This is a genomic window from Nonomuraea sp. NPDC001636 (genome assembly GCF_040298265.1).
Lineage (GTDB): Bacteria > Actinomycetota > Actinomycetes > Streptosporangiales > Streptosporangiaceae > Nonomuraea.
This window is the reverse complement of the sequence record NZ_JBEOZT010000039.1, coordinates 20,097-34,554: the sequence shown is the minus strand read 5'-3', so window position 1 is coordinate 34,554 and position 14,458 is coordinate 20,097. Positions and strand designations below refer to the sequence as shown.

Annotated in this window: 15 protein-coding genes; 8 read left to right on the top strand and 7 right to left on the bottom strand. The window is 69.9% G+C overall.

Going from position 1 to position 14,458, the window contains the following annotated elements; translation table 11 throughout:
• Positions 1–40 precede the first annotated feature (40 nt).
• On the bottom strand, positions 41–964 hold the full coding sequence (locus ABT158_RS45490) for a glycosyltransferase family 2 protein (RefSeq protein WP_352364700.1): 924 nt from the start codon (positions 962–964) through the stop codon (positions 41–43).
• A 106-nt stretch (positions 965–1,070) separates the two neighbouring features.
• Here ABT158_RS45490 and ABT158_RS45485 point away from each other — a divergent pair, with 106 nt between their 5' ends.
• The 3 genes from ABT158_RS45485 to ABT158_RS45475 all read left to right on the top strand — a co-directional run bounded on the left by ABT158_RS45485 (position 1,071) and on the right by ABT158_RS45475 (position 4,370).
• On the top strand, positions 1,071–1,886 hold the full coding sequence (locus ABT158_RS45485) for a 2OG-Fe(II) oxygenase (protein ID WP_352364698.1): 816 nt from the start codon (positions 1,071–1,073) through the stop codon (positions 1,884–1,886).
• The gene (locus ABT158_RS45480) at positions 1,883–2,803 is read left to right on the top strand and encodes a right-handed parallel beta-helix repeat-containing protein (protein ID WP_352364696.1); all 921 of its coding nucleotides are present in this window, start codon (positions 1,883–1,885) and stop codon (positions 2,801–2,803) included. The genes ABT158_RS45485 and ABT158_RS45480 overlap by 4 nt, the downstream gene beginning before the upstream one ends.
• Before the next feature lie 163 nt (positions 2,804–2,966).
• Positions 2,967–4,370, top strand: coding sequence for a right-handed parallel beta-helix repeat-containing protein (locus ABT158_RS45475; RefSeq protein ID WP_352364694.1), 1,404 nt, complete (start codon positions 2,967–2,969; stop codon positions 4,368–4,370).
• An 18-nt stretch (positions 4,371–4,388) separates the two neighbouring features.
• Here the strand turns inward: ABT158_RS45475 and ABT158_RS45470 are convergent, their stop codons facing one another.
• The 6 genes from ABT158_RS45470 to ABT158_RS45445 all read right to left on the bottom strand — a co-directional run bounded on the left by ABT158_RS45470 (position 4,389) and on the right by ABT158_RS45445 (position 10,699).
• Positions 4,389–5,045 (bottom strand): class I SAM-dependent methyltransferase, encoded by a 657-nt coding sequence (locus ABT158_RS45470; RefSeq protein WP_352364692.1) that lies wholly within the window; start codon positions 5,043–5,045, stop codon positions 4,389–4,391.
• A 60-nt stretch (positions 5,046–5,105) separates the two neighbouring features.
• Positions 5,106–6,029 carry an NAD-dependent epimerase/dehydratase family protein gene (locus ABT158_RS45465; protein WP_352364690.1) on the bottom strand — a complete coding sequence of 308 codons (924 nt, stop codon included), beginning with the start codon at positions 6,027–6,029 and terminating at the stop codon, positions 5,106–5,108.
• A gap of 61 nt (positions 6,030–6,090) precedes the next feature.
• Positions 6,091–7,137 (bottom strand): 2-oxoacid:ferredoxin oxidoreductase subunit beta, encoded by a 1,047-nt coding sequence (locus ABT158_RS45460; RefSeq protein ID WP_352364688.1) that lies wholly within the window; start codon positions 7,135–7,137, stop codon positions 6,091–6,093.
• Positions 7,130–8,974 (bottom strand): 2-oxoacid:acceptor oxidoreductase subunit alpha, encoded by a 1,845-nt coding sequence (locus ABT158_RS45455; protein ID WP_352364686.1) that lies wholly within the window; start codon positions 8,972–8,974, stop codon positions 7,130–7,132. The genes ABT158_RS45460 and ABT158_RS45455 overlap by 8 nt, the downstream gene beginning before the upstream one ends.
• A 120-nt stretch (positions 8,975–9,094) precedes the next feature.
• Positions 9,095–9,184 (bottom strand): putative leader peptide, encoded by a 90-nt coding sequence (locus ABT158_RS45450; RefSeq protein ID WP_352322479.1) that lies wholly within the window; start codon positions 9,182–9,184, stop codon positions 9,095–9,097.
• A gap of 33 nt (positions 9,185–9,217) precedes the next feature.
• Positions 9,218–10,699, bottom strand: coding sequence for a polysaccharide deacetylase family protein (locus ABT158_RS45445; RefSeq protein WP_352364684.1), 1,482 nt, complete (start codon positions 10,697–10,699; stop codon positions 9,218–9,220).
• An 85-nt stretch (positions 10,700–10,784) separates the two neighbouring features.
• Between ABT158_RS45445 and ABT158_RS45440 the strand changes: the two genes are divergently transcribed.
• The 5 genes from ABT158_RS45440 (at position 10,785) to nuoH (ending at position 14,421) form a co-directional block, all read left to right on the top strand.
• On the top strand, positions 10,785–11,156 hold the full coding sequence (locus ABT158_RS45440; RefSeq protein ID WP_352364682.1) for an NADH-quinone oxidoreductase subunit A: 372 nt from the start codon (positions 10,785–10,787) through the stop codon (positions 11,154–11,156).
• A gap of 44 nt (positions 11,157–11,200) precedes the next feature.
• Positions 11,201–12,346 (top strand): M48 family metallopeptidase, encoded by a 1,146-nt coding sequence (locus ABT158_RS45435; protein ID WP_352364680.1) that lies wholly within the window; start codon positions 11,201–11,203, stop codon positions 12,344–12,346.
• Between the two features lie 65 nt (positions 12,347–12,411).
• On the top strand, positions 12,412–12,948 hold the full coding sequence (locus ABT158_RS45430) for an NADH-quinone oxidoreductase subunit B (RefSeq protein WP_449912128.1): 537 nt from the start codon (positions 12,412–12,414) through the stop codon (positions 12,946–12,948).
• Positions 12,945–13,487: an NADH-quinone oxidoreductase subunit C gene (locus ABT158_RS45425; RefSeq protein ID WP_352364678.1), complete on the top strand. Its 543-nt coding sequence runs from the start codon at positions 12,945–12,947 to the stop codon at positions 13,485–13,487. Before ABT158_RS45430 ends, ABT158_RS45425 begins: the two co-directional genes overlap by 4 nt.
• Entirely contained in the window at positions 13,480–14,421 is a 942-nt protein-coding gene (gene nuoH, locus ABT158_RS45420; protein WP_352364676.1) for an NADH-quinone oxidoreductase subunit NuoH, read from the top strand. Before ABT158_RS45425 ends, nuoH begins: the two co-directional genes overlap by 8 nt.
• Positions 14,422–14,458: the final 37 nt, after the last annotated feature.

Below are 14,458 nucleotides of genomic sequence, written 5' to 3'. Positions count from 1 at the left end.
GGTGGAAGGGCCCGCGGCTGCCTGTGGCAGGGCCCGCGGTTCAGCCCGGCAGGGCCCGCAACCGGCGGGACGGCCTGAGCAGCGCCACGACCGAGGCCCTGGCCGTACGCCGCCCGGCCGCCGCCCGCATCGCCTCGCCGAGCAGCACCGCCAGGTAGAAGCCCGCGGTCGCGACCCGGCCCCGGCGCCGCCGGAACAGCCGGACACGGTTGACGGTGAGCAGCGCGGCCAGCATCGGGCTGGTCTTGGCTTCGCCGCCGATGTGCTCGACCACTGCGGCGGGCTCGTACCAGAGGGTCCAGCCGGCGTCCGCGGCGCGCAGCGCGTACTCGGTCTCCTCGCTGTAGAGCAGGAAGGACTCGTCCCAGGGGCCGAGCCGGGCCAGCGCCGTGGCCGAGACGAGCATGGCGGCGCCGGTGGCCCAGTCGGCCGGCCCGGGACGTTCGTAGCGGGCCGGATCGACGACCATCTCGCCCAGCGTGCCGATCCGGCCCGCCAGCCGGCCGCCGACCAGCGACTCGGCCAGCGCGCGGCGTACCGCGGGCGTGCGGCGCAGCGAGTGGTGGAGCACCCCCTCGGTGCTGACCAGCCGGGGGACCGCGATGCCGGTGCCGGGCCGGTCGAGGGCCGCGGCCAGCACGGCCAGGGCGCCGGGGCGCAGGCGGCAGTCCGGGTTCAGGACGAGCACCGCGTCGAGGTCGTCCAGGTCGAGCGAGGCGACCCCGGCGTTGATCGCCGCGGCGTACCCGGCGTTCCGGCCCACCTGAAGGGGCCGTACGGGCAGGCCGGTGGCCTGTTCGGCGATGGCGAGCGAGTCGTCCCTGGAGGCGTTGTCGGCCACGACGACGTCGGTGAGCCGGACCCCCTTCGCGCCCTCGGGCAGGGAGGCCAGGCAACCGCCGAGGACCGGCGCGCTGTTGTAGGTCACGATCACGATCGCGACTCGGGGAGGGCCGGGCGTCACATGTCGCCATCGGCGGCCGGGAATGGATCGTTACAGGTAACAGAAGGCACTGATGAGGCGATGAGGAGGTAGGGGCCGGGTGTCGTAGGAGACGGAGACACATTCCATGCAGGATCTGCAGGCTTTCACCTTCCACCGGGACGAGCTGTTCCCGCTGGCGGACAAGTACTCCGAGCAGTTCCGTACCGCCTCGCCGTTCCGTCACGTCGTCATCGACGACTTCCTGCCGCCCGAGGTGCTGGAGCCCGTCCTCGACGAGTTCCCCGAGCCGCGCGACGCCACCTGGCAGCGGTTCGACAGCGCGCGCGAGGTGAAGCTGGCGCTGGCCGACACCGAGCGCATGGGGCCGGCCACCCGGCGCCTGCTGGCCGAGTTCAACAGCGGCGTGTTCGTCGAGTTCCTGGAGCGGCTGACCGGCATCACGCAACTGGTCTCCGACCCGCACTTCGAGGGCGGCGGCCTGCACCAGATCCGGCCCGGCGGCTTCCTGAAGGTGCACGCCGACTTCAACCGCAGCCGCCGGCTCAACCTCGACCGCCGGCTCAACGGCCTGCTCTACCTCAACAAGGACTGGCAGGAGAGCTACGGCGGCCACCTGCAGCTGTGGAACAAGGACATGACCGCGTGCGAGGGCAAGATCCTGCCGGTCTTCAACCGGTTCGTGCTGTTCGCCACGACCGACGACGCCAACCATGGCCACCCCGACCCGCTCACCTGCCCGGACGACCGGGCCCGCCGCTCGATGGCGCTCTACTACTACTCCAACGGCAGACCCGACGACGAGGTCACCGACGACCACACCACGCTGTTCAAGCAGCGGCCGGGCGAGGCGTGGAAGAGCAACCTGCGCCAGGTCGCCAAACGCTGGACGCCGCCCGCGCTGGCCGACCTCGTCGGCGGCCGGAGGACCAAGGGCGAGTGAGGCCGTACGTCCGAGGGGGCTGGTGCCTCGTCGCGGTCCTGGCCGTGCTGCTGGGCGGCTGCACCGCGTCTCCCGGCGGGCCCGAGGTCACCCGGTCGCCCGCCGCGGCCACGTCCAGGCCGGGCACGCCGCCGCCGTCGAAGCCGGCCGAGCAGGGCTGGCCGGGCGCGCACAACACCGGCGTGCCCGAGGGGACGGCGCTGCGCAAGTCAGGATCGATCCGGGTGACCAGGAACGGCACGGTGATCGACGGCGTCGAGGTGACCGGCTACATCACGGTCGAGGCCGACGACGTGGTCATCCGCAACACGCGGGTGCGCGGCACCAAGGGCTGGTGGGGCATCCTCCAGCGCGAGGGACGCACCGGCCTGACGGTCGAGGACACCGAGATCTTCGGCAACGGCAGAGCGCGCACCCAGTTCGGCATCCTCAACCAGGGCAAGCTGATCACCATCCGCCGCGTGGACGTCCACACCATCTCCAACGGCATCCTCACCCAGCAGGGCCTGGTCGAGGACTCCTACGTGCACGACCCGAAGTACTACTCCGGCGACCACACCGACATGATCATGTCCACCGGGCCGCCCGCGCCCGGCACCGAGCTGGTCATCCGGCGCAACACGGTGATCAACACCCTCGACCAGACCGGCGCCATCGCCCTCTTCCAGGACTTCGGCGTGGTCAAGGACGTGACGGTCGAGGGCAACCTGCTGGCCGGCGGCGGCTGGTCGCTGTACGCCGGGGCCGGGGTGAAGGGGAAGTCGTCCAACATCAAGGTGATCGGGAACGTCTTCAGCCGCCGCGTCTGGCCCAAGGGCGGAGCGGCGGGGCCGGTTTCATATTGGGATAAAGACGGGCCCGGAAATCAGTGGCACGGGAACACCTGGGAAAACGGCGGCACAGTGTCGCCGGGATGACGCCTCCCTGTCGCATTTGCTGCGATAGATGAGAAACATGAGCTTGATGTGAATTTGGAGGATAACGAGTTTATTTCGGTAAAAGGCACCACTTCTTCTTTCGGCATGGCTACTCTCTCCCCTTGGGGGACTCGGACTCGGCCACGATCGGAAGGAGTCGCCTGTGTCGCGGCATCGAAGAGGGAAGAGGCGCACCGGCTGGTTATCCCTGGCCGGGGTCTCCGTGGTGGCGGTGCTGGCCGGCGGGTACGGCCTCGTCGTCTCCGACGTACTGGAGCCCCGGGCCGTCCTGACGGAAGTGAGCGGGGCGGGCAGCGCGGCCTCGCCGCAGGCCGCCGCCGGCCGGCGAGCCCGGCCGCGTCCCACCACCCACAAGCCCCGGCCCGCCAGGACCCGGAGCCAGGAACCCAGGTGGTGGCCCAGGCGGCCCACGAGGAAGCCGACCGCGCGCCCGACGCGCCGTCCCACCCACCGCCCGACGCCCCGCCCGACGCCGACCGACACCCTGCCCGGCACCCCGCCCGGCACCCCGCCCGGCACCCCATCCGAGACGCCCACGACGACACCTACGACGACGCCCACGGTGAGCCCTCCCGCCACGCCGACCGTCACGGCCACCCGCACCCCGACCCCGACCCCCACGGGCACGCCCCCCGGCGAGTCGCCGACCCCGACACCTACCAAGACGTCCACCGGCACCCCGACGGCGACCCATACGGCGACCCCCACGGCCACCAAGACCCCACCCCAGACGCCGACCAAGACCCCCGCCTCCACCCCGCCCCCCGGCGGCGGAGGCTGGCCCGGGGCGGGCAACACCGGCGTCCCCGACGGCACCGACCTGGTCAAGAAGACCGGCTCGATCGTCATCAAGGAGGACGGCAAGGTCATCGACGGCTGGGACGTCACCGGCGACATCACCGTCGAGGCCGACAACGTGACCATCCGCAACACCCGCGTCCGCGGCCAGAGCGACTACTGGGGCATCCTCCAGCGCGAGGGCTTCTCCGGCCTGAAGGTCGAGGACAGCGAGATCTTCGGCAACGGCAAGGTGCGTACCCAGTTCGGCATACTCAACCAGGGCAAGCTGATCACGGTCCGCCGCGTGGACATCCACACGATCTCCAACGGCATCCTCACCGACCAGGGGCTGGTCGAGGACTCCTACGTGCACGACCCGAAGTACTACTCCGGCGACCACACCGACATGATCATGTCCACCGGCACCGCCGCCCCCGGCACCGAGCTGGTCATCCGGCACAACACGGTGATCAACACCCTCGACCAGACCGGCGCCATCGCCCTGTTCCAGGACTTCGGCGTCACCAGGAACGTCACCGTCCAGGGCAACTTCCTGGCCGGCGGCGGCTGGTCGCTGTACGCGGGCGCCGGCCGGAAGGGCCTGTCGTCCAACATCAAGGTGATCGACAACGTCTTCAGCCGCAAGGTCTGGCCGAAGGGCGGCTACGCCGGCCCGGTGTCGTACTGGGACGCGAACGGGCCGGGCAACGTCTGGAAGGGCAACTCCTGGGAGGGCGGCGGCGCGAGCATCATGGGCACGGACTGACCTCGGAAAGCCCGAGTGCTAGCTGCGGACCGCGATGACCGACTTCACCAGCCCGGCCAGCCGCTCGAAGCGCAGCCGCGACTTCGGGAAGTAGTGCCGCATCTCGGTCACGCTCAGCAGCTCGACCTCCATGGCGATCATTCGGGCGGCGTCCCGGTCGGAGGTCGGCGTGTGGACGAGCGGCCAGCGGCGCAGGATCGTCGTCCGCGCGGCGAGCGGCAGGAACTGGAACCCGGGGAACAGGAAGTGTGGTTCGACCGGGAAGTACCGGTAGGGCGTCTGCACCCAGTGGCGATCGGCCATCTCGTGCACGGTGTCGGCGAACCGCTGCCGACGCTGGTGCCCGCCGACGTGCTCGATGACGGCGTTGGAGAAGACCAGGTCGTAGCGGCTGCCGCGGATCGCGGGCGGCAGGTCGCAGGCGTCGGCGACGTCGGCCCGCAACCAGGACGGCAGGTCGGCGGGCGGCTGTTCGAGGTTGACGATGTGCACGTGCGCGGGCCTGACCGGGGCGCGCATCCAGGCCCCGGCCGTGCCGCCGAGGTCGAGGACGCTCATCCGGTCGAGGTCGGGGAAACGGGCGGCGAACCATTGCCACCTGCGGGCCCGCGCCTTGGCTCCCAGCGAGTCGGGGGCGTCCACGAAACGACTGCGCAGGGCGTTCAGGCGGCTCATAAAGGCAACTCCTCCGGCCGGAATAAGTAGCCCTATGCTCGCAGAATTTCGCCCGTCCGGCTAAGAGGGCCTTTCTTCGTGACATTCTTGGGATGCATACCAATTGACCGTCCGGCGCAACCCTTCGTCCAATTCCGTGGCAGGGCGCCAGCCGAGCCGGTCCGCCGCCGGGACGATGTCGGCGACCTGCGTGATGTCGTGCGGGCGGTCGGGCGCGGTGCCGAACTCGGGCCGCGTGCCCGCGCCCGTGATGCGGTAGAGCCGCTCGACGATCTCGTGGGCGGCGGTCCGTACGCCGGTGCCGACGTCGAGCGTGTGGCCCACCGCCTTGTCGGACTCGCCCGCCAGCACGAACGCGTCGACGACGTCGTCCACGTAGATCCAGTCGGCGAGCTTGGCGCCCCTGGTCAGCCGGGGACGTTCGCCGCGCAGCAGGCTGAGCGTCACGTACGGCACCAGCTTGGTGGTGTCGGGCTGGGCCGGGCCGTAGACCATGCTGGGACGCAGCACGGTGACCGGAAGGTCCCAGAGCCGGTGGTAGAGCCGCGCGTAGCCGGTGGCGGCCCACTTGGACATCGCGTACGCCGACGAGGGCGGCGCATGGTCGTTGCCCGGCCGCGGCTCCTCGATCGAGCCGGTGAACACGGTCCGGACGCCGTGCTCGCGCGCGGCCGACAACACGTTGACCGCGCCCACGACGTTGCTCTCCAGCGTGGCCCGGACGACCTCGTCGCCGCGCGACCCGGTGACCTCGCCGGCGAGGTGGAACAGCAGGTCGGGGCGTACCGACCGGAACAGCCGCGCGGTGTCGGCGGCGTCGTCGAGCCGGGCCTGGTGCCAGATCTCCCCGTGGCGGGCCCGCTGGGGCCGCCGGCTGACCGCGTGCACCTGCGCGCCGAGCACGCGCAGACGCGCGGCCAGGTGCGATCCGATGAACCCGGCCGCACCCGTCACCAGCACCACGGCCTCAGGCCAATACGACATCGTGGATTGACCTCCGTGGAAGATGGAGCCGTCGGGCCGACGGCTCCATCTAATACACGAACTAGCCGATGCGCCAGGTGTCTCCACCCATGAGCAGCTCGCTCAGGTCGCCGGGGCCCTTCTGCGCCACGGCCTCCTCCAGCTGGTCGGCCATGAGCACGTCGTAGGCCGGGCGCTCGACCTGGCGGAAGATGCCGATCGGCACGTGCTCGAAGGCCGGCTCGTCGAGCCTGCTGAGGGCGAAGGCCACCGACGGGTCAGGGTTGTGGGCGTCGTGCACGAGGATCTGCTCCTCGCTCACGCCCTCCCTGGCGACGACCTCGATGCCGCCGTTCGCGGCGCGCACGACGGCCTTGGACGCGCTCACGATCGGCTGGCCGTGCTCCAGGCGCAGCGTGATGTCGTCGCGGACCGCCGGGTCCTTGAGCTGCTCGAAGGCGTTGTCGTTGAAGATGTTGCAGTTCTGGTAGATCTCCACCAGCGACGTGCCGCGGTGGGCCGTGGCCTCGCGCAGCACCGACTGCAGGTGCTTGCGGTCGGAGTCGATCGTGCGGGCCACGAACGACGCCTCGGCGCCGATGGCCAGCGAGATCGGGTTGAACGGCTTGTCCAGCGAGCCCATCGGCGTCGACTTGGTGATCTTGCCGACCTCGGAGGTGGGCGAGTACTGGCCCTTGGTCAGACCGTAGATCCTGTTGTTGAACAGCAGGATGTTCAGGTTGACGTTGCGACGCAGCGCGTGGATCAGGTGGTTGCCGCCGATCGACAGCGCGTCGCCGTCACCGGTGATCACCCACACCGACAGGTCGGGCCGCGAGGCGGCCAGGCCGGTCGCGATCGCGGGCGCGCGGCCGTGGATCGAGTGGAAGCCGTAGGTGTTGAGGTAGTACGGGAAGCGCGAGGAGCAGCCGATGCCGGAGACGAACACGATGTTCTCGCGCCGCAGCCCCAGCTCGGGCAGGAAGCTCTGCACGGCCGCCAGGATCGCGTAGTCGCCGCAACCCGGGCACCAGCGCACCTCCTGGTCGGACTTGAAGTCCTTCAGCCCCTGCTTGACGTCGGTCTTGGGAACCAGGCTCAGGCCCTTCCCGTTCACCAGCTCAGTCACTGTCGATCACGTCCTGAATGACTCCGGCCAGCTCCTCGGCCTTGAACGGGAGCCCGCGCACGCGGTTGTAGCTGATCACGTCGACGAGGTAGCGGGCTCGCAGCAGCAGCGCGAGCTGGCCGAGGTTGATCTCGGGCAGCAGCACCTTGTCGTAGCTCTTGAGCACCTCGCCGGTGTTGGCCGGCAGCGGGTTGAGGTGGCGCAGGTGCGCCTGGGCGACCTTGCCGCCCTGGCGCCTGATGCGCCGCACGGCCGCCGCGATCGGCCCGTACGTCGAGCCCCAGCCGATGACCAGGACCTTGGCGTCGCCGTCGGGGTCGTCGACCGCGAGGTCGGGCACGTCGATCCCGGCGATCTTGGCGGCCCGGGTGCGGACCATCAGGTCGTGGTTGTCCGGGTCGTAGGAGATGTTGCCGGTGCCGTCGGCCTTCTCGATGCCGCCGATGCGGTGTTCGAGGCCGGGGGTGCCGGGGATGGCCCAGGGGCGGGCCAGCGTCTCGGTGTCACGCTTGAACGGCAGGAACTCGCCACCCTCACCGTTGGGTTCGGTCGTGAATTCCTGCGAAATGTCGGGCAAGTCGGAAACTTCGGGCAGGCGCCACGGCTCCGAGCCGTTGGCCAGGTAGCCGTCCGAGAGCAACATGACCGGCGTGCGGTACTTGACCGCGATGCGGGCCGCCTCGACGGCCGCGTCGAAGCAGTCGCTCGGCGAGAGCGGCGCGACGATCGGCACCGGCGACTCGCCGTTGCGGCCGAACATGGCCATCAGCAGGTCGGTCTGCTCGGTCTTGGTCGGCATGCCCGTGCTGGGACCGGCGCGCTGGACGTCAACGATGATCAACGGCAGCTCGGTGGTGACCGCGAGGCCGACCGTCTCCGCCTTCAACGCCACGCCGGGGCCGGAGGTGGTGGTCACGCCCAGCGCCCCGCCGAACGCGGCGCCCAGCGCCGCGCCGACGCCCGCGATCTCGTCCTCCGCCTGGAAGGTGCGGATGCCGAACCGCTTGTGCTTGGACAACTCGTGCAGGATGTCGCTGGCCGGCGTGATCGGGTACGAGCCCAGGAACAACGGCAGCTTCGACTGCACGCTGGCCGCGATCAGCCCGTAGGCCAGAGCCTGGTTCCCGGAGATGTTGCGATAGACGCCGGGAGCCAGCCTGGCCGGCTTGACCTCGTAGGAGACCGAGAACGACTCGGTCGTCTCGCCGTAGTTCCAGCCCGCCTGGAAGGCCGCGATGTTCGCCTTGGCGATGTCGGGCTTCTTGGCGAACTTCTGCTGCAGGAACGAGATCGTCTGCTCGGTCGGCCGGTGGTAGAGCCACGACAGCAGGCCGAGGGCGAACATGTTCTTGGCGCGCTCGGCGTCCTTCTTCGAGATCTCGAAGCCTTCGAGCGACTTGACCGTCAGCGAGGTCAGCGGCACCGCGTGCACGCGCCACTCGCTCAGGGAGTCGTCCTCCAGCGGGTTGGCCGCGTAGCCGACCTTCTGCAGGTTGCGCTTGGAGAACTCGTCGGTGTTGGCGATGATGTCGGCGCCGCGCGGCAGGTCGCCGAGGTTGGCCTTGAGCGCCGCCGGGTTCATGGCCACGAGCACGTTGGGCGCGTCGCCGGGCGTCAGGATGTCGTGGTCGGCGAAGTGGAGCTGGAAGCTCGACACGCCGGGCAGGGTTCCTGCGGGGGCGCGGATCTCGGCGGGGAAGTTGGGCAGCGTCGACAGGTCGTTGCCGAACTCCGCCGTCCCCGCGGTGAAGCGGTCGCCGGTGAGCTGCATGCCGTCGCCGGAGTCGCCGGCGAACCTGATGATCACGCGGTCGAGTTGCTGGACCTGCTTCGTCACAGCTCAGTCCTCCTCGACGCGCCAAGGCGCGGTTGCGTTGGGCGCGTTCTCTGTTTCCATGCTAGATCCTCGGAAGGTCACGCGTTTGCCAGCCGCGAAAGCGGGTAACGCGGTCGGAAGTCAGGGTGAGGCGGGAGAACGACGACACAGCCCTGACGCGAGCCTGCAGAGGTCTACATGCAGGCGTGCGAAGAGGACGGTTCGGGTCACGAGCGCCAATGATACGTCCCCCCAACACGTGTGCTACGTCAGGGGCTGCTTACGCGACTGCTGGTTCCCCGACTCGTACAGGCGTCCGGCGCGCATCGCTGCGGAGCCGTACAACTCAGGAACGGTCACGAAGGTGTAACCCTTCCCGCTGAGTTCTTTCAGGATGCCCGGAATCGCGTCGATCGACTCGGGGTTGGTGTCGTGCATCAGGATGATCGCGCCCGGATGGGCCTTGCGCACGACGCGGTCGGTGATCTCCGACGCCGTCGCGCCGGGCTCGTCCCTGGAGTTGACGTCCCAGCCGACCAGCGACAGTCCCAGGTCGCGGGCGACGTCGCGCACGTCCTTGCTGATCGCGCCGTAGGGCGGGCGGGCCAGCGTGGGCTCCTGCGCGATCGCCGCCCGGACGGCGTCGTCGGTACGCCGGAAGGAGTCGGCGATCTTGCTGGTCGCCTGCTTCGACAGGTCCCGGTGCGACCAGGAGTGGTTGCCGACCAGGTGGCCTTCCGCGCTCATCCGGCGCAGCAGGCCCGGCTGCGCGACGGCGTTCGTCCCGACGGTGAAGAAGGTGGCCCGCGCCTTGCCGGCGGCCAGCAGGTCGAGCAGCCGCCCGGTGTGCGGCCCCGGCCCGTCGCTGAACGTCAGCGCCACGCACTTGGTCCTGGCGCAGTTCACGCTGCCGGCCCGGTTGCTGGACGCCTCGGGGCTCGCCGCCGGCGTCTTCGGCGTCGTCGTCGGCCCGGCCGGAGGGGCGCTGCGGGCGGCCTCCCGCACGCTCTCCTGCGCCCGGCGTCCCAGCTCGGACAGCAGCGGCGCGACCCGTCCCGCCGGGACGGCCACCGCGACCCGGCCGAGCGAGCACGGCCCGATCTGGCAGTCGTCGAACTCGACCACCAGGTCACCGCTCCGGTTGAAGGCCATGGAGTCGAACTCGCCGGGGTCGGCCCGCACGCCGTCCCGCTCGACCTGCGGCCCGCGTCCCTTGAGCTGCTCCTTGACCAGCGCCGCGAGCCGGTCCAGCGCCTGCGGCCCGCCCAGCAGCGCCGTGGACCCGCCCGCCTTGCCGGTACGCGGGTCGAACCAGAAGGTACGGGTGGAGTTGCCCCAGCTCGCGCCCAGGAACTCGCCGGTCCGCAGCCGTACCGCGACGGCCTCCGGGGAACGGGCGGCGAGCTGCCAGTCCACGTTCAGCTCGGGACGCGGGTAGTCGCCGTTGACGCTCTTGGCGGCCCGGAAGTCCCGCAGCTGCCGCTCGGCGTCCGCGCGCAGCGCGCGGTTCAGGCCCGGCGCGTCGGCCAGTTCGGGGTAGCTGATGTGCACGTATCTGCTGCGGTCGTCCTCGTTCGTGATGGTCGCGGTGGACAGGCCGACGACTGTCGCGGGGTCGACGAAGTCGATCGCGGTCGGCTCTGCCGGGACCAGCACGTCCCGCTCGGGTGCGGCGGCGGCCAGCCCGCAGCCACCGGCCGAGAGGGCCAGCAGAGCGATTCCAACAAAGAATCGCGTTTGATGCATGTCTGTCAGGGTATGTGGGGGATCTTACCTTTTGCCCCGTCTTGGGGTTATGGGGTCTGAGGTTTGACTGGGTTACGATCACGTCATGGAGGGCTACTTCGGGTCCTACGTGCTGGTCGCCGTGCTGTTCGCGATCGGTGTCGCCATCGTCGCCGGGGCCCTCACGGTCAACCGGCTCCTGCGGCCCACCAGGCCGACCCCCGAGAAGCTGACCACGTACGAATGCGGCGTCGACCCCGTCGGCGACGGCTGGGCGCAGTCGCAGGTCCGCTACTACGTCTTCACCTACCTCTACGTCGTCTTCGCCGTCGACGCCGTCTTCCTCTTCCCCTGGGCCACGATCTTCGACGCGCCCGGCTACGGGGTGACGACACTGGTGGAGATGTTCGTGTTCCTCGGCTTCATCGCCCTCGGCATCCTGTACGCCTGGCGCAAACGCGTCCTCAGCTGGACGTAGATCACTCTTGACGTTCTCGTGCCGCCTCGGCAGATTTGTCTGCCGTGTCGAGCAGCGGCAAGGGATGGGCGGCGCGCCGGCAGGCGGCCGTCGTCCACGGCCTCCACCGTGACGTGATGCGAGCCGCCCGCGAGGATGACGCCGCTCGGGCGGGCGGATCAGCCGGGGCCGCGCGGGCGGCCGGTTACGCGCTCGCCGCGCTGGTCCATCTGCTGCCGATCGCCTTCCTCGCCCTCGGCGGCTACCTGGTGACCAGGTTCACCATCCTCAGCGTGCCGTTCGGGGTGATCGCGCTCGACGTCGCCTGGTTGCTGCGTCCCCGCGTCATGCGCGTCCCGGGAGGAGCCGAGACCCTCACCCGGAAGAACGCCCCGCGCCTGTACGAGCTGATCGACCGGATCGGCGACGAGGTCGGCGCGCCGCGCACCGACCTCGTCGTGCTCAGCGGCACCGCGAACGCCGCGTTCACCACGTACGGCTGGCGCAGACGCCGCCTGGTGGAGATCGGTTACCCCCTCTGGATGCTGCTGAATCCGGCGGAACGCGTGTCGGTGATCGCCCACGAGATGGCCCACTCGCGCAACGGCGACGCCAGGCACGGGCTCGTCGTGGGCGGCGCGTTGTACTCGCTGGACGAGCTGCGGGAGGTGACCCGGTTCTGCTGGCAGCCGGGCGACGGCCTGTCCCGGCTGGCCGCCGAATGCCTGCTCGCGGTCGTCGGGTTGCCGGTGCGAGGGCTCATCGTCGTCCTGGAGCTGCTGGTCCACCGGTCGTCGCAACGGGCCGAGTACCGGGCCGACGCCATCCAGGCCCGCGTCGGCGGGACCGAGGCGGCGCTCTCCTTGATGGATGCCCTGCGCTCCCGGGTCGTGCCCGCAGACCATTTCCTGGTGACGCAGACCCTCGCGGTGGGCCGGCAGGACCTGTGGGCGGAACTGCGGGACCACGTCTGCGGCCTTTCGGAGACGGAGATCGAACGGCTGTGCGTGGCGGCCGGGCTGGACGAACTGCGGGTGGACAGGACGCACCCGCCCACGCACCTGCGAAAGGAGCATCTGGCGGCGCTGCCGTACGCGGAGGCGCGGGTGCGGGCGGAGGCCATGGAGGAGATCGAGGAGGAGCTGGCGCTGCCGGCCGAACGCGTGGCACGCGGCCTCAAGGAAGACGCCCAGTCGGCTCTGTACTACTGAGGAAGCCGCCGGGCGCCGCGGGTGCGTCCTTTGCCTGACCTGCGATTCGCGCAAGAATGGGCGACATGGCAGCAACGGATCTCCCGATGCCCACCGTCGGACCTGTCTCCAGGCTCGCGCCCAAACCCATGCGGTTCGTGCTCAACTGGGGGCGGCGCTATTCGCTGTGGGTGTTCAACTTCGGGCTGGCCTGCTGCGCCATCGAGTTCATCGCGACCTCCATGAGCAGGCACGACTTCATCCGGTTCGGGGTCATCCCGTTCGCCAACGGCCCCCGTCAGGCCGACCTGATGATCGTCTCCGGCACGGTCACCGACAAGATGGCCCCCGCCGTGAAGCGTCTCTACGAGCAGATGCCCGACCCCAAGTACGTGATCTCGTTCGGCGCCTGCTCCAACACCGGCGGCCCCTACTGGGACTCCTACTGCGTGACCAACGGCGTCGACCAGATCATCCCCGTCGACGTCTACGTGCCCGGCTGCCCTCCCCGTCCCGAGGCGCTGCTCTACGGGATCATGAAGCTCCAGGAGAAGATCGCGGGGGAGAAGCTCAGCGACCGGTACGTCTGGTCCCGCTCCCACGGCTCCGAGGACCAGGCGTGAACGCCGCCGTCGCCGCCCGTTTCGGCGAGCGCGCCGAGATCAGCGAGTCGTACGGCGAGACCACGGTCGACGTCGCCCCCGCCGACTGGATCGAGCTGCTGACCTTCGCGCGCGACGACCTCGGCCACGCCTTCTTCGACTGGCTGACCGGCGTGGACGAGCCGCCCGACGCCTTCGTCGTCGTCGCCCACGTCTACAACCTGGACACCCGCGAGCGGCTGCTGCTGCGCACCCGGGTGCCGCGCGCCGACCCGCGCCTGCCGTCCGCCGTCGGCGTCTACCGGGGGGCGAACTGGTACGAGCGCGAGACGTACGAGATGTTCGGGGTGATCTTCGAGGAGCACCCGTACCTGGTGCCGCTGCTCCTGCCCGACGGCTTCGAGGGCCATCCGCTGCGCAAGGACTTCGTGCTGGCCGCCCGCGTGGCCAAGCCGTGGCCGGGCGCCAAGGAGCCGGGCGAGTCAGGGCACGGCGCCCCGAGCCGCCGCAAGACGCTTCCGCCCGGAGTACCGGCCGATTGGGGTCCGCCTGATGCTTGAAGTGGTGCTGAGCTTCGTCGTCATCCTCGTCGTGTTCCTGGTGCTGCCGCTGATCATCGGCCAGACCGAGCACAAGGTCATGGCCCACATGCAGTCGAGGCTCGGCCCCATGTACGCCGGCGGCTTCCACGGCTGGGCGCAGCTCATCGCCGACGGCGTGAAGTTCATGCAGAAGGAGGACGTCATCCCGGCCGCGGCCGACCGCCGCGTCTTCATGATCGCGCCGGGCGTGGCGCTGGTCCCGTACCTGGTCGTCCTGATCGTCATTCCGCTCGACCGCGGCCTGGTCGCCGTCGACCTCGATCTCGGGTTGTTCTTCGTGCTCGCCGTCATGGGCGTCGGGGTGCTCGGCGCGATCATGGCGGGTTGGGCGTCGGCCAACAAGTATTCGGTGCTCGGCGGCATGCGGGCGGCGGCCCAGCTCATGTCGTACGAGCTACCGCTGGTGCTGGCGGCCTCGTCCGTGGCGATGGCGGCGGGCACGCTGTCACTGCCCGGCATCGTCGAGGCGTGGCAGTGGTGGTGGCTGCCCTGGCAGGCGATCGGCGGCGTGGTGTTCTTCGTGGCGGGGCTGGCCGAACTGCGCCGTCCGCCGTTCGACATGCCGATCGCCGAGTCCGAGATCATCATGGGCCCGATGACCGAGTACACCGGCATGCGTTTCGCCCTGTTCATGCTCTCCGAGTACGTCGGGATCGTCGTCCTGTCCTTCCTGACCACCGTGCTCTTCCTGGGCGGCTGGCACGGGCCGTTCCTGCCCGGCTGGATCTGGACTCTGATCAAGGTCTTCGCGCTGGCGTTCGTGGTGATCTGGCTGCGCGTCACCTATCCGCGGCTGCGTGAGGACCAGCTCCAGAAGCTCGCCTGGGCCGGACTCGTGCCGCTGGCGCTCGTGCAGCTCGCGCTCACCGGAGTGGTGAAGGTCCTCATCTGAGTTTCGCGCCGGCGGAAACTTTATGCCGTCCTTATCC